This window comes from Litoreibacter ascidiaceicola (genome assembly GCF_900129235.1).
GTDB lineage: Bacteria > Pseudomonadota > Alphaproteobacteria > Rhodobacterales > Rhodobacteraceae > Litoreibacter > Litoreibacter ascidiaceicola.
On record NZ_FQUV01000001.1, the window covers coordinates 418,049 to 440,869 of the forward strand.

The 22,821-nt window shown below is 58.6% G+C and carries 23 protein-coding genes; 11 read left to right on the forward strand and 12 right to left on the reverse strand.

Going from position 1 to position 22,821, the window contains the following annotated elements; genetic code table 11:
• Positions 1 to 123: 123 nt before the first annotated feature.
• Entirely contained in the window at positions 124 to 1,935 is a 1,812-nt protein-coding gene (locus tag BUB72_RS01950; RefSeq protein ID WP_073139712.1) for a PHA/PHB synthase family protein, read from the reverse strand.
• Between the two features lie 113 nt (positions 1,936 to 2,048).
• Here BUB72_RS01950 and phaZ point away from each other — a divergent pair, with 113 nt between their 5' ends.
• Positions 2,049 to 3,341 carry a polyhydroxyalkanoate depolymerase gene (gene phaZ / locus BUB72_RS01955; RefSeq protein ID WP_073139715.1) on the forward strand — a complete coding sequence of 431 codons (1,293 nt, stop codon included), beginning with the start codon at positions 2,049 to 2,051 and terminating at the stop codon, positions 3,339 to 3,341.
• Here phaZ and BUB72_RS01960 read toward each other — a convergent pair.
• The 5 genes from BUB72_RS01960 to BUB72_RS01980 all read right to left on the reverse strand — a co-directional run bounded on the left by BUB72_RS01960 (position 3,338) and on the right by BUB72_RS01980 (position 8,089).
• Positions 3,338 to 4,033, reverse strand: a complete 696-nt coding sequence (locus tag BUB72_RS01960; protein ID WP_073139718.1) for an alpha/beta fold hydrolase — start codon at positions 4,031 to 4,033, stop codon at positions 3,338 to 3,340. The genes phaZ and BUB72_RS01960 overlap by 4 nt on opposite strands.
• 241 nt (positions 4,034 to 4,274) lie before the next feature.
• Positions 4,275 to 4,916 (reverse strand): hypothetical protein, encoded by a 642-nt coding sequence (locus tag BUB72_RS01965; protein WP_073140469.1) that lies wholly within the window; start codon positions 4,914 to 4,916, stop codon positions 4,275 to 4,277.
• Positions 4,917 to 5,024: 108 nt separating this feature from the next.
• Positions 5,025 to 6,005, reverse strand: coding sequence for an alpha/beta hydrolase (locus BUB72_RS01970; RefSeq protein ID WP_073139721.1), 981 nt, complete (start codon positions 6,003 to 6,005; stop codon positions 5,025 to 5,027).
• The gene (locus tag BUB72_RS01975) at positions 6,005 to 6,745 is read right to left on the reverse strand and encodes an alpha/beta fold hydrolase (protein ID WP_073139724.1); all 741 of its coding nucleotides are present in this window, start codon (positions 6,743 to 6,745) and stop codon (positions 6,005 to 6,007) included. The genes BUB72_RS01970 and BUB72_RS01975 overlap by 1 nt, the downstream gene beginning before the upstream one ends.
• A gap of 63 nt (positions 6,746 to 6,808) precedes the next feature.
• The gene (locus tag BUB72_RS01980) at positions 6,809 to 8,089 is read right to left on the reverse strand and encodes an MFS transporter (RefSeq protein ID WP_073139728.1); all 1,281 of its coding nucleotides are present in this window, start codon (positions 8,087 to 8,089) and stop codon (positions 6,809 to 6,811) included.
• A 42-nt stretch (positions 8,090 to 8,131) separates the two neighbouring features.
• Here BUB72_RS01980 and BUB72_RS01985 point away from each other — a divergent pair, with 42 nt between their 5' ends.
• The 4 genes from BUB72_RS01985 (at position 8,132) to thrS (ending at position 13,011) form a co-directional block, all read left to right on the forward strand.
• Positions 8,132 to 9,094 carry an ABC transporter permease gene (locus tag BUB72_RS01985; RefSeq protein ID WP_083588523.1) on the forward strand — a complete coding sequence of 321 codons (963 nt, stop codon included), beginning with the start codon at positions 8,132 to 8,134 and terminating at the stop codon, positions 9,092 to 9,094.
• Positions 9,091 to 9,891 (forward strand): ABC transporter permease, encoded by an 801-nt coding sequence (locus BUB72_RS01990; protein WP_073139732.1) that lies wholly within the window; start codon positions 9,091 to 9,093, stop codon positions 9,889 to 9,891. The genes BUB72_RS01985 and BUB72_RS01990 overlap by 4 nt, the downstream gene beginning before the upstream one ends.
• Positions 9,888 to 10,976 carry an ABC transporter ATP-binding protein gene (locus tag BUB72_RS01995; protein ID WP_073139736.1) on the forward strand — a complete coding sequence of 363 codons (1,089 nt, stop codon included), beginning with the start codon at positions 9,888 to 9,890 and terminating at the stop codon, positions 10,974 to 10,976. The genes BUB72_RS01990 and BUB72_RS01995 overlap by 4 nt, the downstream gene beginning before the upstream one ends.
• Positions 10,977 to 11,064: 88 nt before the next feature.
• Entirely contained in the window at positions 11,065 to 13,011 is a 1,947-nt protein-coding gene (gene thrS, locus BUB72_RS02000) for a threonine--tRNA ligase (protein ID WP_073139738.1), read from the forward strand.
• Here thrS and BUB72_RS02005 read toward each other — a convergent pair.
• The gene (locus BUB72_RS02005; RefSeq protein ID WP_073139742.1) at positions 13,004 to 13,312 is read right to left on the reverse strand and encodes an arsenate reductase family protein; all 309 of its coding nucleotides are present in this window, start codon (positions 13,310 to 13,312) and stop codon (positions 13,004 to 13,006) included. The genes thrS and BUB72_RS02005 overlap by 8 nt on opposite strands.
• 286 nt (positions 13,313 to 13,598) lie before the next feature.
• Between BUB72_RS02005 and BUB72_RS02010 the strand changes: the two genes are divergently transcribed.
• Positions 13,599 to 13,808: a cold-shock protein gene (locus BUB72_RS02010; RefSeq protein WP_021099906.1), complete on the forward strand. Its 210-nt coding sequence runs from the start codon at positions 13,599 to 13,601 to the stop codon at positions 13,806 to 13,808.
• 499 nt (positions 13,809 to 14,307) lie between these two features.
• On the opposite strand, the gene BUB72_RS02015 is transcribed toward BUB72_RS02010, so the two are convergent.
• A complete protein-coding gene (locus BUB72_RS02015; RefSeq protein WP_073139750.1) occupies positions 14,308 to 15,147 on the reverse strand; it encodes a TIR domain-containing protein in 840 nt (279 codons plus the stop codon).
• 89 nt (positions 15,148 to 15,236) lie between these two features.
• Positions 15,237 to 16,142, reverse strand: coding sequence for an FAD-dependent thymidylate synthase (thyX, locus tag BUB72_RS02020; protein WP_073139751.1), 906 nt, complete (start codon positions 16,140 to 16,142; stop codon positions 15,237 to 15,239).
• 251 nt (positions 16,143 to 16,393) lie between these two features.
• Here thyX and BUB72_RS02025 point away from each other — a divergent pair, with 251 nt between their 5' ends.
• From BUB72_RS02025 to BUB72_RS02045, 5 genes are all read left to right on the forward strand, one after another.
• Positions 16,394 to 17,347 carry a hypothetical protein gene (locus BUB72_RS02025; RefSeq protein WP_073139755.1) on the forward strand — a complete coding sequence of 318 codons (954 nt, stop codon included), beginning with the start codon at positions 16,394 to 16,396 and terminating at the stop codon, positions 17,345 to 17,347.
• A 25-nt stretch (positions 17,348 to 17,372) separates the two neighbouring features.
• Positions 17,373 to 18,725, forward strand: a complete 1,353-nt coding sequence (locus BUB72_RS02030) for a surface lipoprotein assembly modifier (RefSeq protein WP_073139758.1) — start codon at positions 17,373 to 17,375, stop codon at positions 18,723 to 18,725.
• 1 nt (position 18,726) lies between these two features.
• Positions 18,727 to 19,641 carry a DUF817 domain-containing protein gene (locus BUB72_RS02035; RefSeq protein WP_073139761.1) on the forward strand — a complete coding sequence of 305 codons (915 nt, stop codon included), beginning with the start codon at positions 18,727 to 18,729 and terminating at the stop codon, positions 19,639 to 19,641.
• Positions 19,641 to 20,075, forward strand: coding sequence for a VOC family protein (locus BUB72_RS02040; RefSeq protein ID WP_073139764.1), 435 nt, complete (start codon positions 19,641 to 19,643; stop codon positions 20,073 to 20,075). The genes BUB72_RS02035 and BUB72_RS02040 overlap by 1 nt, the downstream gene beginning before the upstream one ends.
• Before the next feature lie 125 nt (positions 20,076 to 20,200).
• Complete coding sequence (locus BUB72_RS02045) at positions 20,201 to 20,737, forward strand: flavodoxin domain-containing protein (RefSeq protein WP_073140475.1); 537 nt, start codon at positions 20,201 to 20,203, stop codon at positions 20,735 to 20,737.
• 10 nt (positions 20,738 to 20,747) lie between these two features.
• On the opposite strand, the gene BUB72_RS02050 is transcribed toward BUB72_RS02045, so the two are convergent.
• The 3 genes from BUB72_RS02050 to secF are packed head-to-tail and all read right to left on the reverse strand — an operon-like array spanning position 20,748 to position 22,819.
• Entirely contained in the window at positions 20,748 to 21,101 is a 354-nt protein-coding gene (locus BUB72_RS02050) for an Mth938-like domain-containing protein (protein WP_073139768.1), read from the reverse strand.
• A gap of 4 nt (positions 21,102 to 21,105) precedes the next feature.
• Entirely contained in the window at positions 21,106 to 21,858 is a 753-nt protein-coding gene (locus BUB72_RS02055) for a sulfite exporter TauE/SafE family protein (RefSeq protein ID WP_073139771.1), read from the reverse strand.
• A complete protein-coding gene (secF, locus tag BUB72_RS19005; RefSeq protein ID WP_245814687.1) occupies positions 21,851 to 22,819 on the reverse strand; it encodes a protein translocase subunit SecF in 969 nt (322 codons plus the stop codon). The genes BUB72_RS02055 and secF overlap by 8 nt, the downstream gene beginning before the upstream one ends.
• Between the last annotated feature and the right edge of the window lie 2 nt (positions 22,820 to 22,821).

Genomic DNA, 22,821 nt, shown 5'->3' on the forward strand with positions numbered 1-22,821 from the left:
TTGCAAGTACTTTCTGCACTGCAGCATAATTTTTCTTTCCCCTACGCAAACCACCCTTAAAACGAGCAAGGCGCGGAGCGATTTCTCGCGTCCGCGCCTTAGCAGTAAGGGTCTTCGGATAGCCTACCCCTTGTTGGACTTCACCTGAACATATGTTCCCGGAGCCGGTCCAAGTATCGGAAATTGCTCACTTCCTGGCTCCCGTGCGGGCACCATCTTGGAGGATTTCTCTGCCAACCACGCATCCCAACGCGGCCACCACGACCCTTCATTGAAGGTCGCACCAGCCCACCAGTCATCTTGCGTGCCGGACATGTCCTTGTTGGTATAGTGGCCATATTTTTTCTTCGATGGCGGGTTGATAATGCCAGCGACATGGCCCGACTCAGACACAATGAAGGTCTTATCCTCGGATCCGAACTGCTTGATTCCCGCGTAGGACCCCCGCCAAGCCGCGATGTGATCCGTCTCACACGCGATCGCACAGATTGGCAGTTCGATATCCGCCAGCGACAAAGTCTCGCCCAACAGCTCCATCGTGCCTTTGGCCAGCTTGTTGCCCTGACACAGCTCGCGCAGATACTCGACCACGAAGCGCCCAGGCAGGTTGGTGCTGTCGCCGTTCCAATAAAGAAGATCAAAGGCCGGAGGCGCCTCCCCCAGCATGTAGCTGCGAATTGCGGGACCGTAGACCAGATCGTTTGCCCGCAGGTAAGAGAAAGTGCGCGACATGAAGAAGGAATGCAGGAAACCCTTTTCAGCCACCTGACGCTCGATCCCGTCGACGAAATCATCCTCTAGGAAGACGCCCATCTCGCCCGGGTCTTCGAAATCGGACAGCATGGTGAAGAACGTGGCGGACTTGACCGTCTTGTCCCCGCGTTTCTTCATTAAGGCCAAGACCAGCGACAGCGTGGTGCCAGCGATGCAATAACCGACGGCATTCAACTGCTTCTGGCCAGTGATTTTCTTCACCTGCTCGAACGCGGTCAGGTAGCCATCATCCACATAGGTGTCGATGCCCACATCGGCGTAGCTTTCGTCAGGATTGACCCATGAGACGATGAACAAGGTATGCCCCTGATCGACGACCCACTTGATCAAGGAGTTCTGCGGCTTCAGGTCCATCACATAGAATTTGTTGATCCAAGGCGGGAAGATCACGATCGGGGTCGCATGGACATTTTCCGTGGTGGGTTTGTACTGGATCAGCTCGAACATATGGTTGCGGAACACAACCGAGCCTTCTGTGGCCGCGATGTTTTCTCCCACCTTGAAGGCGGTCTCGTCAGCCAGACTGACAAGCAGGTCACCCTCATTGGCCTCGATGTCATGCACGAGATTTTCCAACCCCTGCACCAGCGACGCCCCGTCCGTCTCGACCGCTTTGGACAAGGCTTCGGGATTGGTGGCCAGAAAGTTGGTCGGCGCGAACATGTCGACGATCTGCTGGGCAAAGAACGAAACCCTGCCCTTTTCGTGATCGCTCAGCCCCTCAAGGTTCTGCATCGCGTCGGTGATCGCCGCCGAAGAATACATGTACTGCTGCTTGATGAAGTTGAAATAGGGATGCGTGTCCCAAAGCTCCGACTTGAAGCGGCGGTCGGTCGGCCCTTTGTCCTCGGGGGCTGCAATCTTGCCATGCACAAACGGCTGCTGGGCATCTACATAGTGTTTTAAAGATTTGCCCCAATAACTGACTTGCTGCTCAAGAATCTTGGAAGGGTTGTTCATCATCTCGGCCATATAGGCCGCGGCAGCTTGCATGTAGACCTCTTGGCCCGGGGCTTGCAAACCCGGGTCAGCGGACTTTTTCTTGCCCATCGCCGCAACCAGACGTTTGGACAGCTCGTCCATCTTGGCAAGATTCGCATTGAGGCGCTCAAGCTTCTCTGCCGCGGCAATATCGTCCGGTGTGTCAGTTTTGGTTGTCATTTTAAGCTTTCCACAATACCTTGATGCTGCACCTGCGAAGTATCGTCTGCTAGCTTGGGAGGCAAAGCGACGAATTGACGTAGGGACAAGTTTACGCTCGAAAGGAGCCTCCTGTGAAGTATATGGCAACTTATGACCTGATGGAAACGATGCGCGTCACCAACCAGTGGTTGGGCGCAACTGCGCAAGCCATCGGCGCCAATCCTGCCGTCGCCCTGACCCCCAATCCCTTCTTCAAAATGTTGGGTGCATGGGGTGAAGTAACTGAACGCACATTCGCACGAATGGTGACGAAACCCGCTTGGAATATTGCCTCTGTGGTGGGCGAAGACGGCCGCGATCACCTTGTGAAAATCGAGCATGTCGTGACCAAACCGTTCGGCGATTTGATCCACTTCAACGTCACGGACCGCCCGCTGAAAGATCGCAAAATCTTGCTGGTTGCCCCCATGTCCGGCCACTACGCAACGCTCCTGCGGTCCACCGTTGTGAGCCTGCTGCCAGAGGCGGAAGTCTACATCACCGACTGGCACAACGCCCGTGATATTCCAGTCAGCGACGGCAAGTTCGACGTCGAGGACTACACCCTCTATCTTGTTGATTTCATGAAAGAGATGGGCCCCGACACGCATGTCATTGCCGTCTGTCAACCGGCCCCGCTTGCCTTGGCCGCAACCGCCTATCTTGCCGATGAAGACCCCGATGCGCAGCCGCGTTCCCTGACCCTGATCGGTGGCCCGATCGACCCGGATGCCGCCGCCACCGACGTTACCGACTTTGGCCGCCGCATCACCATGGGCCAGCTCGAAGAGACAGCCATCCAGCGCGTCGGATTCAAGCACAACGGCGTGGGTCGCATGGTCTATCCCGGCCTGCTGCAACTCGCGTCGTTCATGTCGATGAATTCCGACCGTCACGGCACTGCGTTCAAAGAGCACATCATGGCAGTGTCGCAAGACGACATCGCCGCGCAAGCGAAGCACAACAAGTTCTACGACGAGTATCTGGCAGTCATGGACATGACCGCAGAGTTCTACCTGTCGACAGTGGAACGCATCTTCAAAGGCCGCGAAATTGCCGAGAATCGGTTCACCGTAAATGGTAAAACCGTGGACATCGGAAAGATCACTTCGGTGGCTGTGAAGTCGGTTGAGGGTGCCGAAGACGACATTTCGGCCCCCGGTCAGTGCATTGCAGCATTAGACCTTTGTACCGGTTTGCCGGACAGCAAGAAGGCCTCTCACGTCGAGCCAGGTGCCGGTCACTATGGTATTTTTGCCGGGAAAAGCTGGCGTAATAACATCCGCCCGCTGGTTCTGGACTTCATCGACGAGAACTCGGACGCGCCACGATCCGCCAAGCGGACAAAAAGCAACGTCTCCGAGCTCAAGAAAAAGAAGGCCTAGGCCGCAAGCCACTGCTTCAAGGCGGCATTGACCGCCTCGGGCTGCTCCAGTGTCGGCAAATGTCCGGCATCCGGCACGACAACCAATGTTGCCCTGAAAATTAGGTCCGCCATGAATTGATGGCGGGCCACGGGGCACAACCGATCATGCTCACCGCATAGAATCAGCGTCGGAATCTTCAGCTTGCGCAGGACATTCTGCTGGTCAGGTCGGCGTTGAAGCGCCCGCGACTGCCGCAAGAACACGCCCTCCCCCATATCCAGCGCCATATCCATCACCAAATCCAGGACCGCCTGCCGCCCGGCGCCGGGGGCAAGATAGTCAGGTTTCATTTCCTCGCGCATCACCTCGACTAGTGATCCGGCCATCACCCGCGCGATCTGCGGCTCGCGGGCGGCGGCATAGGCCGGTGTTTCGGCCAGCGCGTTGGTGTCCATCAAGGCCAGTCGGGTGACGCGGGCAGGCGCGCGCCGCACCACCTCCATCGCTACGATCCCACCCATGGACAACCCTGCCAACGCGAAGGTCGGGGGCGCGCTCGCAAGAACCTCGGTCGCCAGAGCCTCGACCGTTTCATGCGCACAGATCGGCGCTAGATGGATCGCTCGATCCCGCCCAAGCGCCTTGATCTGGGGGCCATAGAGCCGCCCGTCACACATCATTCCCGGCAAAAAGACGAGGGGTTCAGGCATGGTGTCCTCCCTGAATGGCCATCTCCGGCACACAATTGGCAAGGTTGCTCAAAAATGTAGGGAAAAGACAATTATTTGGCAATTCGACAAAACTAAGGCTCGGGTACTGTTCGATTTTGAAAGCCAAAAGTCCTTTGGACCACCCCGATTGGCAGCGATTTTTACGTATCATCCAGCTCTCCCTAGCTGTCTCAACTTGTCTGACATACTGCCGCGCGATGCAATTGCCAATCACGGTCTCCTAGCCACCGGCGTTCCATTTCTCGGGGATCACCGGTTGCGCTACCCCGCGAAAGCGCGGGAAATCTGCGTACCGAGCCGCACGCGTAGATCGGTTTTCGTCAGGCTCGGCCCCCGCCGCCAACAGCTTGCCACGTGGGGCGATATAGCTGGAAATCGTGCGGCGGGGCGTGGCCTCCCATGTCAGATTGAAGGCCGCAAGCTTCGGGAAATACCACTGCTCCGAATAGGGCAGATGATCGTGAACCCAATAGGCCAGATCCCGCCAGTCACGGCCCCGTGCGTATTGGTCTGCAAACCACGGGATCACGATGGTCGCCCCACCAATCGGCGATGCGGCCGAACGGTCCCAGATATGGCACTCTCCCGGATAGCCATTGCGTGCGCAGTTCAGCTTGTTCTCGTTGCCAAAACGGTTCAACTCCGGTGAGCGGTAGCCGGAACGCACGCTGACACAGCCGAAAGTTTCATGCAGCGGATCAAGCAGGTCGCGACAAAAGGCCCGCCCTACCTCAAGCGTCAACTCCACATTTTCGGGAATGTTTTGAACTTGATGAAAATTGCCGATCTCCGAATACAGAAATTCCCGCATAAAGAAATACTTGGACAGACGCTCCCGCCCCAAAGTCTCGAGCGACCACATGGAGGCGGGCTTGCGTTTCATCTTGGCTCAAATATTCCCGCCGGAGGCAGCGCCCCGGTCGATACCCACAACTCCGGACCTGATGACAGCCCCCCGTAGCCCCATATCCTACAACCCCTCGACCCAGGTTTTCATAAGCTCCACAGTGCCTTCAGTCTGGCCGGGGCTCAGGATGTCTCCGGCGATGACGTGGTTGAACGGATCGCCCCCCTCGCCCATCACCCGCGGAGCCAAGGTGACCGGCCCGCCCCATTTGGTCGAGATCGCACGAGTCGTTTCCGCCGACACAACGCCATCATCATCCGAGAACACGAATAAAACCGGCGTCGTCACCTCGGAATAATCCGCATCGCGGGCGTATTTCACCAAAGCCGCCATCGGGATCAGGGCTGTGGTCGGGTAGAGCGTCGTCCAGTATTTGCCATGGGCGTCGTTTTGCGGGGCGAAGCTGCGTTCGGCTCCGGCAACGATGGCCGTCCAGCTGCGCGCCAAAGGCCATTCCAGAATAACCGCTGCAGGGGATCGGACGCGGAAGTTTGGCGACACCATCGCAATGCCTTTCACCCGCTCCATCAAGGCCGGATCTGTGGCGGCAATAGCGGCAGCCGTGCCGCCCGTAGAGGTCGCAATGACGATCACCTCCTCCCCAAGACGCCGCCCGATGGCGAGGGCCTCGGCCGTGTCTTCCAACCAATCCCCCGCGACAGGCTCGGCCATCGCCAACCCGCCCCGCCCGTGTCCCGCCAAACGGGTGAAAAACAGATTTGCCCCCAGCGCTGATGCCAAGTTGTCCGGTACAGGGCGGATTTCCTCGGATGTGGCCGAGAAGCCGTGAATATAGACGATGGATAGCTGCGTCTTCGCCCCCGCATCTCCGGCCCAGACGATCCGCTTTTCAACACCGTCAGTGATGTCGTCAAATGCCCTTTCAGACGTCGCAAGATAAGCGTCAAGATCATCGCCCAACGCGCTTTCATCAAAGGATATGACCGTATCGACAGGCTCGCGCGGCACAAACATCCAGATCGCCCCGCCGATGACGATCAAGGCAAGCAAAAACCGCCCCAACCATTTCCCGAATGTCTGCATCACACGCTCCCAAGCACGTCAATTACCGCCGCTTCGATCACCCCAAGCGCCTGCGGGTCAGAGAAACGGTGATCCGCATCTTTCAACAAGGTCAGCCGCATGTCAGGCCCGTCCGCATGATCCATCAATCGCAACGCCACGGACATCTCCACATCCGCGTCGGCCGTCCCTTGCAAGAAACGCACCGGAAACGGCAGTGGCAACGCTGCGCGCAGCACCAGATTGTTGCGGCCGTCTTCGATCAGCCGTTTGGTGATGATGTAGGGCTCGCCATAGTTCGACGGCAAGGCCACCTGCCCCGCCTCAAGCTCGGTTTTTTGCGCGTCCGTAAAGCCGCCCCACATGCTGTCTTCGGTGAAGTCCGGCGCGGCTGCGATGGTGACCAGTGCCGCAATACGCTCGGGAATGCGCTTGGCCATCAACAGCGAAATCCAGCCTCCCATCGACGAGCCTACGAGGACCTGTGCCCCCTCGGTCAGCGCTTCGATTGCGGCTTGCGCGTCCTCGGCCCAGTCCCCGATTGCCCCGTCGGTGAAAGCCCCTGACGATTGACCATGCCCAGAGTAGTCGAACCGCAAGAACGCGCGACCTTGGGCCTTGGCCCATGCTTCCAGATGAATGGCCTTCGTGCCGTCCATGTCGGATTTGAAGCCACCCAGAAACACTATACCCGGGCCTGTTCCCGCACTTTGATGATAGGCAATGCGCCGGCCCGCGGCGGTGTCGAGATAGTCGGGCATGGCCCCTCCCCAGATGTGATTGCCGCCAAGCTAGCGGCTTGCGAAACGGTTGCAACCGAAACACTACGCCTCTTCCACCTCGTCAAGGCCGTGCGCAACCACGGCTGCGGCCACTGCCATGATCGCAAAGACCAGCAATGTTACCGCAGGCCCGACAAGTCCTGCCAAAGCACCGAACGCACCGGAAACCAGCAGCAACGCCCCGATCACCGTGTTCGACACCGCGCTGTAGGCCGCGCGTTGCCCCTCGGGCGACATGTCCACCAGATAGGTCGACCGCCCCCGCCGCACGCCGTGGTAGGAAATCATCAACATAAACAGCGCCATAGGCAACGCCCAGATGGTTTGCAAAAAGCCAAAGGCCGACAGGGCAAGCGCCAAGATCAATGCAAGCGCCCCGCCAACAGCTGACAATTGCAGCACGCGGCGCGACGAGCGGTCGGACAGCCGCCCCCAAACGTATGAGCTGAGCAACGAGGCCAGCGACGAGGCCAAAACCAAGGCACCCAGCTGCGACAACGCCCCCTCGCTGCCGGCCAGCAAGATCATATAAGGCGGGGCCAATGCGGTGGAGACCAGCAACCCGCGGGTAATGACAAAACGGCGCAACTGTGCGTCGTCACGCAGAATACGGAATTGTGACAATGGGTTGCGGGATACTCCGGACACTACCGAGCCCTCCTCATGCAGCCCCGCCATCACGGATGCCGCCACACCCCAAAGGCAGCCCGCAAGCCCTATGGCGACCAGAACCAGCCCTTCGCGGGGCAGCAGCCCACTCATCAGCAAGATCGCAAAGACAATAACACCCGCCGACGCAAGGGAACTGGCGGTGCCAGTGGCGCTGCCCCGATGGCTTTGGGCCACAGTGTCGCCCAGAATATCCTTGTAGGACACGCTGCACAGGCTGCGCGACAGCGCCAGAATTGCCAAGGCACCGCAGATGAGACCGCCAGCAACAGCCCCCTCAAACCGCAGCGCACAGAACAGGATCGCCAAGGCCGATATTCCCTGTCCGACAGAGCCTGCCACCCATGCCCATTTGCGCCGCGCAAGCCCTTCAACCCAAGATGCCAGCGCCAGTTGCGGCAGCAATGCCCCTGCCTCACGGATCGGCACCAGTAACCCTACGTAGAACGCCGGTGCACCGAGCGAGGTCAAAAGCCAGCTCAGCACCAGTTTCGGGTCAATCAACCCGTCGGCGAGCTTGGTCATCGCCAACGCGGCAGTGTGGCGCAAAAAGCTTTGCGGCTCATACGCTTTTGCAGCTTCACTTAGCCCGCCACCGGCTTTGGGATGGTCAACCAGCAACTCGAACACGTCATTGAGTCCCGGAGATTTCATAACCTGCACTCCTTTCGGCAGAAGCTAACGCAAACGGAGAAAATGTCATCGGCCTTGAGTACCGGTCGGCTTGGGCTGCAAATCCGCTTGCCCCACGCCACCTTTGCCGTAAGCTGTGACGCGGACCAAGGGGGCGCGAAACAAATCTCTACACGTTTTGACACTGACGCGAAACGCGGGCTGACGTTGATCAGCCCGACGGCCATATATGTGCTGCTGCTGCTCGCCGTGCCTTTGGCGACGATCTTTGCCTTCAGCTTCTGGTCACAGGACTTTCTGAGCATCGACCGCACATTGACCCTCAAAAATTACCGCGAGGCCTTCACCGACCCGATCTACCGCGTGTTCCTGCTGCGCTCATTGTGGATTTCCGGCGTGGTGACCGTGGTCACCGTCGTGCTGGCCTTCCCCATCGCCTATTTCGTGTCCTTCCACGTCCCGCCCGAGCGCAAGGCACTTTGGATTTTCCTGATCACCATCCCGTTCTGGACCAGCTACCTGCTGCGTGCGTTCCTGTGGAAGGTGATCCTTGGTTTCAATGGTGTGCTGAACTCCGGCCTACTGGGCCTTGGCCTGATTGACGAGCCGCTGACTTTCATCCTTTACAACACCAACGCCGTGGTGATCACGCTGGCCCATGCGTTCGCACCGTTTACCATCCTGCCAATCTATGTCGCGCTGGAGAAAATCGACCGATCCTTGCTGGAAGCCTCGCAAGACCTTGGCGAAGGCACCGCGCGCACCTTCTTCCGCGTGACGCTACCGCTGGCCATGCCGGGCGTGGTGGCGGCAACCTTGATCGTGTTCATCCCGACCATCGGCGACTATGTCACCCCGCGCCTTGTGGGCGGGCCGGACGGGTTGATGATCGCCAACATGATCCAGACGCAATTCCTGAAGCTGAACAACGCACCGATGGGGGCCGCACTATCGGTGCTGGCCATGGGGGCCGTGACGCTGATTTCGCTGATCTTCCTGTTCGCAAACAGGAGGTTCCTCAAATGAACTGGCTACGTGTCTATGCCATCGTCTACCTGGTATTCTTGTACCTGCCGGTGCTTCTGCTGCCTGTGTTCTCGTTCAACGACGCCACGGTTATCGCCTTCCCGCTGCAAGGGTTCACCACCCAGTGGTTCAAAGAGCTGGCCGGCATCGACGCGCTGCATGGCGCGTTGAAGAACTCGCTGTTCATCGGGATCGTGTCGGCCACCCTGTCCACGATCCTTGGCATCTGCGCCGCCCGCGCCTCTACCCGCTACCGCTTCCCGTTCAAGGCCCCGATCATGGGCGCGATCATGCTGCCCTTGGTCCTGCCAGAGATCATCGTCGCCGTGTCCTTGCTGGTGGTCCTGATGCAGCTTGGCTTCTCGCTGACCTCGTGGACCGTCATCATGGGCCACACCTTGATCTGCACGCCCTTCGCCATCGCGATCCTCAGCTCCAGCTTTCAAGGGTTGGACCAGTCGCTGGAAGAAGCCGCCGTCGATCTGGGCGAAACCCGCTGGGGCGCGTTCAGCAAAATCATCCTGCCGCTGGTGACACCGGGGATCGTGGCGTCCTTCCTGATCGCCTTCACCATATCCATGGACGAGTTCATCATCGCCTTCTTCCTGACCGGCGCGGACCCGACCCTGCCCGTCTATATCTGGTCACAACTGCGCTTCCCCAAACGCCTGCCCTCGGTCATGGCCCTAGGGACGTTGCTGATCGTGGCCTCTTTGGTGCTGCTCAGCATCGCTGAATATTTCCGCCGCCGGGGCATCCGCCGCACCGGGGCTAAAGACAGTGGAGGGTTCTTGTGAGCTCCATCATCTCGCTTTCCGGCATTCAGAAATACTACGGGGATTACCACGCCTTGCGCGGCATCGACCTCGAGATAAAGCAGGGCGAGTTCTTCTCGCTGCTCGGCCCCTCAGGCTGCGGCAAGACCACGTTGCTGCGGGTGATTGCAGGGTTCGAGGACGTGTCCGAGGGCGTGCTATTGCTTGATGGCGCCGATATGGCCCGCGTGCCTGCGAACAAGCGCCCGACCAATATGGTGTTCCAAAGCTATGCGATTTTCCCGCATTTGACCGTCGGTCAGAACGTGGCCTTTGGGTTGCGGAAGAAGGGGTTGTCCAAGGACGACATGGCAAAGGCGGCCGCCGAGGCGTTGGAGATGGTCGGCCTCGCGGGCTATGGCGACCGCGCGGCGCATGCTCTGTCAGGTGGCCAACGGCAACGGGTGGCCTTGGCCCGTGCACTGGTTTTGAAACCGAAGGTTTTGCTGCTGGACGAGCCGCTCTCCGCGCTCGACAAGAAAATGCGCGAGCAGATGCAGGGCGAGCTGCGCCGCTTGCAACGCCAAGTGGGCATCACCTTCATTCTGGTCACCCATGACCAAGAAGAAGCGCTGATTATGTCGGACCGTATCGCCGTGATGTTCGAAGGCGAAATCGCGCAAATGGCCTCCCCGCAAGAGTTATACCGCCGCCCCGCCACCCGCCGCGTGGGGGAATTTATCGGGGTGATGAACTTCCTAGAGGCCAAGCAAACCGGCACCTCCGAAAAAACCATCAATTTCGATGTCGAAGGGCTTGGTGCAGCTGAAATCGGGATCGACCAATTCCCCGAAGGCGCACGCGCCTCGGCCGATGTGGTGGGGCTGCGCCCCGAGGCATTGTCGATCCTGTTCGAGGGGCAAAAATCCACAGGCCGCGTGGCCGATGCCACCGTCCAAGACCTCGCCTACTATGGCGACATGACCTATTACGAAGTCACGCTGGAAGGCTCGTCGACGCCCGTCACCATTTCCATGAAGAACCTGATCTCCCGCCCCGTGCTGGAGCGTGGCACAAAAACACGGGTTCAGTGGGACGAGCGGTCGCTGGTGATCTTCGCCGCTTGACCTTCGCGCTTCAGGCCGCCATTTACCCCCTACACATAACCCGCAACCGGGCGTTCCGTGGGCGCCAAACTGACGAGGAGCCTATACAATGGCCTCAATCTCTCTGACATTTCCTGACGGCAATTCGCGCGACTATGACGCGGGCGTAACGCCTGCCGAAGTCGCCGCCTCCATCGCGTCGTCGCTGGCCAAGAAGGCCATTTCCGCCACTGTAAACGGCGCGCATCACGACTTGGCTTGGCCGATCGACGCTGACGCCTCCATCGCGATCAACACGATGAAGGACGAGGCCCCTGCGCTGGAGCTGATCCGCCACGATCTGGCCCATATCATGGCCCGCGCGGTGCAAGAGCTGTGGCCTGACGTGCAGGTCACCATCGGGCCTGTGATCAAAGACGGCTGGTACTACGATTTCGACCGCGCCGAGCCATTCGTGCCCGAAGACCTTGCCGCCATCGAGAAAAAGATGCGCGAGATCATCAACAAGCGCGACGCCGTACGTACCGAAGTCTGGGACCGCGCCCGCGCGATCAAGCATTACGAAGACAAGGGCGAGCCCTATAAAGTCGAGTTGATCGAAAGCATCCCCGGCGACGAGCCTTTGCGCATGTATTGGCATGGCGACTGGCAGGATCTGTGCCGTGGCCCGCACTTGCAAAACACCGGCCAAGTGCCCGGGGATGCATGGAAACTCATGTCCATCGCCGGCGCCTATTGGCGCGGTGACAGCGACCGTGCGCAGCTGCAACGCATCTATGGTGTCGCGTTCCAGAACAAGGAAAAGCTGAAAGAATACCTGCACTTCCTCGAGGAAGCCGAGAAGCGCGACCACCGCAAACTGGGCCGTGAAATGGACCTCTATCACATGCAGGAAGAGGCCCCCGGTCAGGTATTCTGGCACCCCAATGGCTGGACGATCTACACCGAGTTGCAGGACTACATGCGCCGGATGCAGCGCAAGGGTGGTTACGTCGAAGTTAACACACCACAGGTCGTCGACCGCAGGCTGTGGGAGGCGTCCGGCCACTGGGAGAAGTACCAAGAGCACATGTTTGTGGTCGAAGTGGACGAAGACCACGCCCGCGAAAAGACGGTTAACGCGCTGAAGCCGATGAACTGCCCCTGCCACGTGCAAGTGTATAATCAGGGCCTGAAATCCTACCGCGACCTGCCCCTGCGCATGGCCGAGTTCGGCTCATGTGCGCGCTACGAGCCGTCCGGCGCGTTGCATGGCATCATGCGGGTGCGCGGCTTTACCCAAGACGATGGCCACATCTTCTGCCGCGAGGACCAGATCGAGGACGAAACTGCGATCTTCATCGAATTTTTGTCAAATGTTTACAAAGACCTCGGGTTCGAGAAGTTCAGCGTTAAGTTTTCCGACCGCCCCGACACCCGCGCGGGCAGCGACGAGGTCTGGGACAAGGCAGAAGCCGCGTTGCTGTCGGCCACCCGTGCCGCGGGGATCGAGCCGGAGTTGAACCCTGGTGAGGGTGCTTTCTACGGGCCAAAGCTTGAGTTTGTGTTAACCGACGCCATCGGGCGGGACTGGCAGTGTGGGACGCATCAGGTGGACTTCGTGCTGCCTGAGCGGCTTGATGCGAACTATATCGGCGAGGACGGCAACAAGCACCGTCCGGTGATGTTGCACCGCGCGACGCTTGGCTCGTTCGAGCGGTTCATCGGCATTTTGATCGAGGAGCACGCGGGCAAGCTGCCGTTCTGGCTGGCCCCGCGTCAGGTGGTTGTGGCCTCCATCGTGTCGGATGCGGACGCCTATGTGCTTGAAACGGTTGAGAAACTGAAAGCTGCTGGCATCCGTGCCGAGGCGGATATTCGGAACGAGAAGATCAACTACAAGGTGCGCGAGCACTCGGTCGGCAAGGTTCCGGTGATCCTTGCGGTCGGCAAGAAAGAGGTCGAGGACGGCACGGTCACGCTGCGCCGTCTGGGGGAAAAGCAAACTTCCGTCGTGGCGACGGATGGGCTGATTGCGGACCTCAAGGCCGAGGCCTGCCCGCCTGATCTTACGTAAGAGTTTCCTCTAAGTCCTTGTTCCAGCCTAAATAAAGCGTCCCGTTATCAATGACGGGGCGCTTCATCAATGTGGGGTGCGCGATGAGTTGGTCCAGCGGGTCGGCGGCGCGCTCTGCCTCGGACATGCCGCGCCATGTGGTGGAGCGGGTGTTGACCAGATCGGACCCGAAGGCGTCCAGAAACCGCTGCAATTCGGCGCGGTCCAGAGGCGTTGCGCGGACGTCGATGAACTGCGCATCCGGCAGGGCTTTGAGCGCCTTGCGGCAGGTGTCGCAGGTCTTGATGCCATAGAGTTTCATGCGGTTTCCCCCTCTGATTCCTTTAGTTTTATGGGGTTTGTCACAAAAATTGTCCAGAATTCGCCCACGCGAAATGCTTGAGGATCAAAGACTTACCTAACGTAACTCCGCCGAAAATCGGGCGTCTGATTTCTGTTATTGAAGTTTCAAAAAGCATGCCTAATCTATTGATTGTGAGACAGACTTTACGTTTCGGCCTACTTCTACGGATGCACGCGCCCAACTTGAAGACACTGCTGCACCACCCCGCCGCATACCGCGGGCGGAGACTAGAAGGAGACACGGAATGGCCACTGGCACCGTAAAATGGTTCAACACAACCAAAGGCTTCGGCTTTATTGCACCTGACGATGGCGGCAAGGACGTCTTCGTCCATATTTCCGCGGTCGAGCGCGCTGGTCTGACCGGCCTGCGTGACGACCAGAAGATCCAGTACGAGATGATCGAAGGCCGCGATGGCCGCGCATCGGCTGGTGATCTGGTAGCACTTGATTAACCTCCAGACCGTTAAGAAGTGATGAAAGCCCGCCCCACCGGCGGGCTTTTTGCTTTGTGGCGTTAAGATTTGGGGGCTGTCTGCCAAGCGTCGGCAAAGTGTCGGCTTTTTGTCGGGCATCGTGTAGGTAGTGCTTCATTCACCGGAAGCGCTGCGCCACGCCCGAACCGAGGGGTGGGAGCGGAACGCGCCCGCCCCGTGGGGACGGTTCGGGCGCGGCACGATCTTTGATCGTGCATTGCGCAATACATTCCAGAAACCTAGCCATTACATCTATTGAAAAAATAGCTCCAGATCACCAAGTCAGATTTATACAGAATTTATTGATAGGCTAAAACATGACTATTTTAGCACAATTGCAATGCCTCAATTGCGGGGAGCGGTTCGAAAGGGAAATATTGGAGCGGTCAGAAAAGCAAGAATACGAAAAACAGAACCGCCCGACGTCTCCAATTCAATGTCCCAAGTGCAACCGCACTGATATCAGAACGGGCTGGAGCTAAATTAGCCTGTTCAAGTCGATTTCGTAACCTGCATGTAAAAGCTCTTGAGCAAGCGACATCCGCCACGCCTCAGCGCCATCAATTTCTGTGTAAACAACACCCATAATATCTGAGGGTGCCTCAACCCCCTTAGATTTGAGAACACATATCTTAGATCGGCCTAGCTTGGAGGCGAAAAACCCTAATTCCATTACGACGTTTTGGCGCGCCCTTGGAGAGGCTTTGTCTCGCTCCACCTCAGCGAGAGCCCCGCCCATGTCATCTGCAGTCATCAAGATTACAGCAAATCCCACATCTGAGTACTCTTCAAATTTTTCAATAACTGTTTTACCGCCGTTAGGTTGCTCCCGCAAAACCACAGGCCGCAATCCAAGCGACCCCAAAGTCTCCTTAACGCGAAACAGCACTGCATTGTCATGCCCGTGCACCACAAAAACCTTCGTTTTTACTACCACAGAATCAGGGGGTACAGATGACCCAGCACTCGCCTTCGTTGCAATTTCATTTTGTTCAACGCCCTCCCTAGAAAGAAAATCACTTCCGAAGGTCTCAAGAACTCGGATTACTCTCAATGTTCGAGCCCGAATTTCAGTGATCTTACTATTCCGATTGTACCCGTATGTTTCCTCCACCTTTTGAAGGCTGCTCAACTTCGTGGTCAGTGCGCCATTCCCATTACTTCTTGAATAATCTGTCAAATCTTCCAACAGCTCATCCAAATGATTTTCATCAAATTCTCGAGAACCATAGCTGTGAGGATCGTTCGCTTCAGCCTGAAGCAGATTCAATTCTGCTTCGATTTCTTTCAAGTCATTCAAGAAGCGGTCAAAGCTCATAGAGTGTTCTCACAGTCATATTAATAAAGATTCAGTTCGAAAAAAATGGTTCAGGGCCAACCGCAAAATACCAAAATTTCGCCCCCTTATCACCCAATAACCCCCATAAACTCCCGCCACTCCCCCTTGCTCATGCCGGAGGTTTCCTGTGTGACCTCCTCGCCTTTGAGCATCCGGCGGACGCAGTCGACGGCTTTGCCGCTGAGTTGCGCGCCGCCCAGACGGTAGTCCTCGAAGGCGGAGTATGCGGCGGGGACCCAGTCGGCGACGACCTTACAAATCGCGTCGGCGTAAACCCTTATTTCATACTGTGCATGGCTATCTGCACGCAGGCGCAAGAAGTGAAACAGATTGTGGAGGTCCACCTTCCAGTACCATTGAGTGTAAATGTTGGCAGGCAGGTTCATGCGGGCCAGCTCGCGGGCGAGGCCGTCTTGGCCATCGTCGGAGATCATCGCCTCGTAGTTGTCATAGGCGCGGGTGCTGTCGGCCTTGAGGATTTCGAGGACGCGGGCGGCCTCCTCCCCTTCGAGGATTTTGCCGCGGCCCTGGTTGTTCACCACGGACTGCGCGTTGATATGCTCGGGCGCGGGGATGTAGAACTCGCGGTCGAGGATTGAATAGCGGGCGGAGTATTCGTTGACGTTGGCGGTCCGGTGGCGGATCCACTGGCGGGCAACGAAGACGGGCAGTTTGACGTGCAGCTTGATCTCGCACATCTCGAAGGGCGTGGAGTGCCAGTGGCGCATCAGGTAGCGGATCAGGCCCTCGTCGTTTTGCACCGACTTGGTGCCCTTGCCGTAAGAGACGCGGGCGGCTTGGCAGATGGCTGAATCGTCGCCCATGTAGTCGATGACGCGGATGAAGCCATGGTCGAGCACCTCGTGGGCGGTATAGAGATGCGCCTCCATCCCCGGCACGGTGGCGCGCATGGTGGTGTTTTGCTGGGACCGCGCGTCGGCGATTTCCTGAGCTTGATCTGGGGAAATGGGCATGGGCGGTCTCCGGCGTAAGGGGATTCGTGGGTTGAGACCATATATTGCGTCAAAGGTGGCGTATGCATCAAGATGATGTTGGGGTTATCCACAGGGTAATCCCAATTCGCCGCACCTTCGGGCGATTGTTTAGCAACACTCCACAAATTCGCCCCCAAATGCTGCCGCTGGGTCGTTGACTTTTGACCGTCATCAACGGACTTTCCTACAAAACGCGCCGTGAGCGCATATTCGGGCAGTGAGATATAGCTATGATCCTTAATTCCGCCGTGAAGGCCTTTGGTATTCTTTCCGTTTCCGCGCTGATCGCGTGTGGCGGCTCCGGCGACAATCCGGTGACGGGCGGCACGGTTGATACCGACGTCGATCCGACGGACCCGAATGTCGTCACCGGCCAGAAGTTTGCCTTCGACAGAACGGTCGGACTGGTGGCGAACAGCATCGAGTTTCGCGAAAATGTTGCCGGTGACCCTTCGGATGACCAGTTGGTGATCAACAATATCCCGTTTGACACGACGACCGGCGAATATGACCGCACGGGCACCCTACCCAATGGTTGGGGTCTCTATCAAAACACCGAGCGTAATCTTGAGGGCCGCCTTCAGTATTTTGCGGTCTTCAACCAATCCGCAACGGCCGACGTTGAAGGTGGCGTCGCGGCGTCCCCGCAATATCGCGGATCTATCGGGAACGCCGGTGCCGTAATCCGAAGATCCAGCACGCCAGTTTCATTACCTGTAGCTGGCATTTTCAACTATAACGGTTCCTATTCGGGTATTCGCGAGATCGACAATGATCTGGACACCACGGGCACGGTTCCGGGTATCACTTTGGTTACCGGAGACGCACTTGTGCGCGTTGACTATGGTGACTTCGACGTAACTGGTGACATCGTCGGCTCCATTTCCAATCGCAACGTCTACGACGTGAACGGGACCTTCTTGGGAAGCCTGTCCAATGTCAGCCTTGCAGAGGCGCTTATTGACCGCCCGACGCAAACCATCAACGAAAGCGGTGCAAGCTCGCAAGACGGCCTGCTTAGCGGCACATGGGAGGGCGTGTTCGGCGGGCCAACCGGGAATGAAATCGCTGCCTATGTGATTCTCAACGGCACCACCCCCTCCACCCCCGGCGCAACGCCCACCGACCCGGTTATCCCGGGTGTGGATGTGCGCGAGCTGGGTATTTTGTTGGTTGCCCAATAAAATCAGGCAGTGCCTCGCTCGGGGGATGCGAGCACTGCTGGTTTCACATGTACTTGTTTTGGCTGGAACCGCGGGCCAGACCGCGCCCACGGTAATTTCCATTGCCGAAAGCCGTGACCTCGGTTTTCGGCTTCTGCTGCAAAAACAACCGCTGGCCGCCAAAGAAATTGCCCTAGCCTTGCTTCAACGTGATGTCGAGGACGTGAAAGCCTTGCTCATCTTATCCCGCGCAGAACGGCTTCTGGACAATAGCCAGCAAGCCAAAATCGCAGGAAAGCGCGCGTGGAAAGCGGCAACGACCTCCGAAGACCGCTTCACAGCAGCGATGCTTACCGCGCAGGCGATTTCCTCCTCCGGCAACAAGATCGGGGCCCAGTTGTGGCTGCGACGCGCGGCCGAGGTCGCACCGAACGACAAGTTGAAATCCACCGCTGTGCGAGATTTGCGCCATGTACGCGGAACCAGCCCTCTTGCCCTGTCCCTCGATGTGTCAGTTGCACCATCATCCAACATCAACAACGGCTCCAAATCGGACTCGATAGAAATTTTCGGCCTGCCATTTACGCTAAGTGGCGACGCGCAAGCCTTGTCGGGCGTAGAATACTCGCTTGGCGCGGCGCTATCGTACAAATTGCCACAAAGCGGCGCGTGGAACTTAACGGCCGGAGCCGTCGTTGATGCGAAACACTATACGTTGTCATCGAGCGCCAAAGCCACTGCCCCCAATGTGTCCGGTTCCGACTATGCCTTTCACCAGCTCCAGTTCAGCCTGTCAGCAAGCAGGCCTGATGCGGACCGGAGAGGCGCGACGAGCCTTTATGTCAAGACGGGACAAAACTGGTATGGCGGCTCTGTCCTGACACGCTTTGCCGGAGTTGGCGTCGGACGGCAAATCCGGTCGGGTGACCGATCAAGCCTGAGTTTCAATCTTGGGGCAGAGCGACAATGGCGGCAAGATGCAGCACTTCGGTCGGCTGATGTCGTAAACTTTTCAACCACTTGGGCGCATGGTCTAAAGAACGGCAGCAGCCTTTGGGTGACCGGATATGCCAGTGACACTTCATCGAAATCCACCGCCATCGCGCAAGAAACCTTCGGCGCACGTATCCGCTATGCGCATGGCAAACCGATCTTCGCATCCACCAACCTGGAATTGTCACTTGGGTATGAACAAAAGTCTTTTGACCGCGCGCAATTCCCTTTCGCGAGGCGCGAGGACGATACGGTTAGCGCCTCGGCCACGATGATCTTCAACAACCTCGACTATATGGGCTTCGCCCCCACTGCAGAAGTCAGTGCAAAGCGCACGACTTCCACGCTGGGGCAGTTCGATGTCGAAGACCTTGGTGTGAAGCTCGGATTGCGGTCGACCTTCTGACATGACCGAGCGCCTCCCCACGACCCGCCGCCTAGAGCGCGCTCTTGGCGACTTTGTTCGCACGCGGATGCAAGGGGGCATGGGCGAACTGCTCATGTTTTTCCTCAAGCAAGGCTGGGCGGCGCTGTTCGGGTTGCTGTTCATCATCGCTCTGATCGGGACCAAGCTGATCTGGCAGGACGACTGGGCGTTGCAGCGCTATGACGGGCTGTTCATCTTTGCGGTCACCACGCAGATTGCCATGCTCTATTTCAAGCTGGAGACATGGGACGAAGCGCGGGTGATCTTGCTGTTCCACATCACCGGCACCGCGATGGAGCTGTTCAAAATCCGAATGGGATCATGGTCTTACCCCGAACCCGGATTGTTCGTGCTGGGCGGCGTGCCGATGTTTTCGGGGTTCATGTATGCCTCCATCGGCAGTTACATCGCGCGGGTGATCCGCATTTTCCACATGCGGTTTGCGCCCTACCCGCCCTTGTGGGTGACCTTCGTGTTTGGTGCCGCCATCTACGTGAATTTCTTCGCGCATCACTACACGATCGACATCCGGCTGGGGCTGTTCGCCGCGTCGCTGATCCTGTTCGCCCGCACCCGCATCTGGTTCTACGCGGGCCAAACCCCGCGCTGGATGCCGATGCCGGTGGCCGCGTTCCTATGCGCCTTCGTCGTGTGGATCGCCGAGAACGTCGGCACCATGACAGGCACGTGGATTTATGCAGGGCAGTCGGCGTTGCAGATGGTCAGCTTTGCCAAGATGGGATCGTGGTATCTGCTGCTATGGGTGGCGTTTGTGACCGTCACGCTGGTGTCGCGCAAGGCATTGTCGCGCCACGCCATTCAGCCGGAGCTTCGGCCCTCGCCATCCGCGCCAGAGGCGCTAGACTATCAGGGACAGCAAACAAGGAGTCCCTGATGAAAGTCGAATTTCTGCACACCATGGTCCGCGTCAAGGATCTGGATAAGTCGATCGAATTCTACAAAATGCTTGGCCTGATCGAGCGCCGCCGTATGGAAAACGAAGGTGGCCGGTTCACACTGGTGTTCCTGTGCCCACCGGATCAGGCAGACGGGCGCGCCGATGTGGAGCTGACCTACAACTGGGATGGCGATGACGGCTTGCCGTCTGACGGGCGCCACTTTGGCCACCTCGCCTACCGCGTCGAGAATATCTACGAGATGTGCCAGAAGCTGATGGACGCGGGCGTCACCATCAACCGGCCACCGCGGGACGGGCATATGGCGTTTGTGCGCTCGCCCGACAACATCTCGATCGAGCTGCTGCAGATGGGTGATGCCCTGCCCGCCCAAGAGCCTTGGGCGTCGATGGAAAACACCGGGCACTGGTAAGCCTGTTGCCTTGGCCCGTCAGAAGGCGCGGCCAAGGCCACCTTATGCGACTTTGATCTTGAACAAAGCACCCTGCCCCGCCTCCGTGCTAGCAAATGGCCGAGCGTTTTCGGGAGGAGGCACGCATGACTGTATTAATCATTTACGCGACCATCGAGGGACAGACGGGAAAAGTCGCCCGATTTATCGAGGCCCAGCTCAACTCCGCAGGGCACGAAACGCGGCTGGTCGATGCGGCGGACAAGCTGGTGGATGTGTCGTTTGACGGCATCGACAAGGTCATACTGGCGGCCCCCGTGCATGAGCGACGTCATCCCAAGCCGTTCGAGACGCTGATCACCTCGGCGCATCGGGACCTGAATGCGCGCGACACGTTGCTGCTGTCGATCAGCATGAACGCGGCGTTCCCCGAAGGACATGAAGAGGCGCAGGATTACGTCGACGAGATGATGCTGCGCACGGGCGTGAAGCCCCGGACCGTCGCGCTGGTCGCAGGCGCCGTGCGCAACCACCGCTACGACTACTACGCCAGCCAAGTGCTGCGCCATGTGGTGCTGCGCGACCGCGAGTTTGATCCCGGAGCAGAGAGCCACGAGTTCACTGATTGGGACGCGTTAAAAGCCACCGTGGCGGGGTTCATCGACGCCCCTGCGAGCGCCTAGAGCGCGACTTCTAAACCGGAATAAGCGCAGCTGCGACGCGGCGGCCTTCGGAGAGCAGCACGTTGTAGGTGCGGCAGGCGGTTGGGGTTGCCATCAGCTCCACGCCGATTTCGACCTCGTCCAGCGCGTCGCGCAGGGCTTTGGGGATGTGGGTGATCTCGGGGCCGGTGCCGATAAACAATACGTCGAGCAGCTTGGCACGGCTCAGGATCGTTTCGCGGTCGTCGAAGCCGCCCCACGCGAACCGCTCGGTCGGGAGCAACAACTGGCCGCCCTGCACCACCTCGCCACCGATGCGAAAGAACCCCGGACCGTAGCCGTCGATCGGGGGTGCGATATCATAGGTGATTTCTGTCAGGCGCATGGTGTCAGTCCCAGAGTGGCAGGCCCATAAGAATGGCCGCCGCAATTATGGCATAAGCGATATTGCGGTAAAACACCTCAAAACGCGGAATAAAGATCGCCTGCCCCAGCTTGGCCCCGATACCGTAGGGAATAAGCAGGATTACGCCGAGGATAATCGCCTCGGTGGTCAGAATGCCTTGCAGCGCCATGCTGGGGAGCAGCAACAGGCTGCTGATGGTCAGGAACACCAGAGAATTGGCGCGGACCCGTGCGACCGGCTCGGAGCCGCTGAGTTGGAAGAGAAGCATCACCGGACCCAAGAGCCCCGTGGCCCCGCCGATGAAGCCTGTGGCGACGCCGATGCCCGCTTGCGTGCTGCGCAGTGACGACAGTTTTTGCCGCCAACCGCTCATCAACGCGGCCAGCGTGATCGCGGCCACGATCAGCACCGCCCAGCGGATATGGGTGACGTCACTGGTGCGCAGCAGGTAGATGCCGATGGGCGCGCCGAGCACGGAGAAGGCGATCATCGTCAGCACGGACGGTCGGTCCATTTGCGGCCACGCGCGCGGGACCAGCGTGACCAAGGACGCAAGGGCGGAGACGGAGAAGGAGGCGACCGCAAGCTCCGGCACCCAGAAGATCGTGGCGACCGGCATGAAGATCAGCGCCGCGCCGAAGCCTGCAAACCCGTAGACGATGCCCGCGATGATGGTGATACAGGTGACCCAGCCCAAGCCCGGTTGGGCAAGGGCTGGAGCCAGAAAATCAAGCATCGATGTTGGCGTATTGCCCGCCAGCGTTCGGGTCTTTCTTGGACCAGTCGCGCTTGACGCCAAGGAACAGCAGGATCGTTGAGGCCACGAAGATCGACGAGTATGTCCCGACGATAATGCCCCAGATCATCGCGAACACGAAGCCACGGATCACGTCGCCGCCCAGCACGAACAGCGCGATCAGCGCCAGCAAAGTGGTGACCGAGGTCATCATGGTGCGCGACAGGGTCTCGTTGATCGACAGGTTCAGCACCTCGGACAGGTCCTTGGTTTTATACTTGCGCAGGTTCTCGCGGACGCGATCGAAGACCACCACGGTGTCGTTGATCGAATAGCCGACAATGGTCAGCAGGGCCGCAATGATGGCGAGGTCGAACTTGATTTGCAGCTCCGAGAAGATGCCGAGTGTCAGCACCACGTCATGCACCAATGCGACCACGGCACCGACCGCAAACTGCCATTCGAAACGCAGCCAGATGTAGATCAGCACGGCGGTGATCGCGAGGATCACGGCGATGGCGGCGGTCTGGATCAACTCGCCCGAGACCTTGGGACCAACGGATTCAACCGACGGAAAGGTGATCTGCGGATCAATGGTTTGCAAGGCCGCCTCGACCGCGGCGATGGTTTCTGCCGTGACGGACTCGTCGCCCTCTTGGGCTTCGATACGGACCATGGCGACGTTCTGGTCATCGGCGAAGGTCGGATCGAACACCTCGGTGATCGACACATCGCCCAAGCCCGCAGGCTCAAGTGCAGCACGGTAGGCGGCCACGTCCACAGGTTGCGCGCTTTCGGTGCGGATCGTTGTGCCGCCACGGAAGTCGATGCCGTAGTTGAGGCCCTGGATCAGGAAGGACGCGAAGCCGATCACGATCAGCAGCGCCGAGATACCCAGCCAGAGCTTCCATTTGCCGAAGAAATCCCAAGATGTCTCGGAGGGGACGAGTTTCAATCGCATGG

What these genes read in the sequence shown, in the direction of transcription:
- BUB72_RS01950 (WP_073139712.1), bottom strand. Translation starts at nt 1,935, where the DNA reads ATGACAACCAAAACTGACACACCGGACGATATTGCCGCGGCAGAGAAG.
- BUB72_RS01960 (WP_073139718.1), bottom strand. Translation starts at nt 4,033, where the DNA reads ATGCCTGAACCCCTCGTCTTTTTGCCGGGAATGATGTGTGACGGGCGG.
- BUB72_RS01965 (WP_073140469.1), bottom strand. Translation starts at nt 4,916, where the DNA reads ATGTGGTCGCTCGAGACTTTGGGGCGGGAGCGTCTGTCCAAGTATTTC.
- BUB72_RS01970 (WP_073139721.1), bottom strand. Translation starts at nt 6,005, where the DNA reads ATGCAGACATTCGGGAAATGGTTGGGGCGGTTTTTGCTTGCCTTGATC.
- BUB72_RS01975 (WP_073139724.1), bottom strand. Translation starts at nt 6,745, where the DNA reads ATGCCCGACTATCTCGACACCGCCGCGGGCCGGCGCATTGCCTATCAT.
- BUB72_RS01980 (WP_073139728.1), bottom strand. Translation starts at nt 8,089, where the DNA reads ATGAAATCTCCGGGACTCAATGACGTGTTCGAGTTGCTGGTTGACCAT.
- BUB72_RS01985 (WP_083588523.1), top strand. Translation starts at nt 8,132, where the DNA reads ATGTCATCGGCCTTGAGTACCGGTCGGCTTGGGCTGCAAATCCGCTTG.
- BUB72_RS01990 (WP_073139732.1), top strand. Translation starts at nt 9,091, where the DNA reads ATGAACTGGCTACGTGTCTATGCCATCGTCTACCTGGTATTCTTGTAC.
- thrS (WP_073139738.1), top strand. Translation starts at nt 11,065, where the DNA reads ATGGCCTCAATCTCTCTGACATTTCCTGACGGCAATTCGCGCGACTAT.
- BUB72_RS02005 (WP_073139742.1), bottom strand. Translation starts at nt 13,312, where the DNA reads ATGAAACTCTATGGCATCAAGACCTGCGACACCTGCCGCAAGGCGCTC.
- BUB72_RS02010 (WP_021099906.1), top strand. Translation starts at nt 13,599, where the DNA reads ATGGCCACTGGCACCGTAAAATGGTTCAACACAACCAAAGGCTTCGGC.
- BUB72_RS02015 (WP_073139750.1), bottom strand. Translation starts at nt 15,147, where the DNA reads ATGAGCTTTGACCGCTTCTTGAATGACTTGAAAGAAATCGAAGCAGAA.
- thyX (WP_073139751.1), bottom strand. Translation starts at nt 16,142, where the DNA reads ATGCCCATTTCCCCAGATCAAGCTCAGGAAATCGCCGACGCGCGGTCC.
- BUB72_RS02025 (WP_073139755.1), top strand. Translation starts at nt 16,394, where the DNA reads ATGATCCTTAATTCCGCCGTGAAGGCCTTTGGTATTCTTTCCGTTTCC.
- BUB72_RS02030 (WP_073139758.1), top strand. Translation starts at nt 17,373, where the DNA reads ATGCGAGCACTGCTGGTTTCACATGTACTTGTTTTGGCTGGAACCGCG.
- BUB72_RS02035 (WP_073139761.1), top strand. Translation starts at nt 18,727, where the DNA reads ATGACCGAGCGCCTCCCCACGACCCGCCGCCTAGAGCGCGCTCTTGGC.
- BUB72_RS02040 (WP_073139764.1), top strand. Translation starts at nt 19,641, where the DNA reads ATGAAAGTCGAATTTCTGCACACCATGGTCCGCGTCAAGGATCTGGAT.
- BUB72_RS02045 (WP_073140475.1), top strand. Translation starts at nt 20,201, where the DNA reads ATGACTGTATTAATCATTTACGCGACCATCGAGGGACAGACGGGAAAA.
- BUB72_RS02050 (WP_073139768.1), bottom strand. Translation starts at nt 21,101, where the DNA reads ATGCGCCTGACAGAAATCACCTATGATATCGCACCCCCGATCGACGGC.
- BUB72_RS02055 (WP_073139771.1), bottom strand. Translation starts at nt 21,858, where the DNA reads ATGCTTGATTTTCTGGCTCCAGCCCTTGCCCAACCGGGCTTGGGCTGG.
- secF (WP_245814687.1), bottom strand. Translation starts at nt 22,819, where the DNA reads ATGCGATTGAAACTCGTCCCCTCCGAGACATCTTGGGATTTCTTCGGC.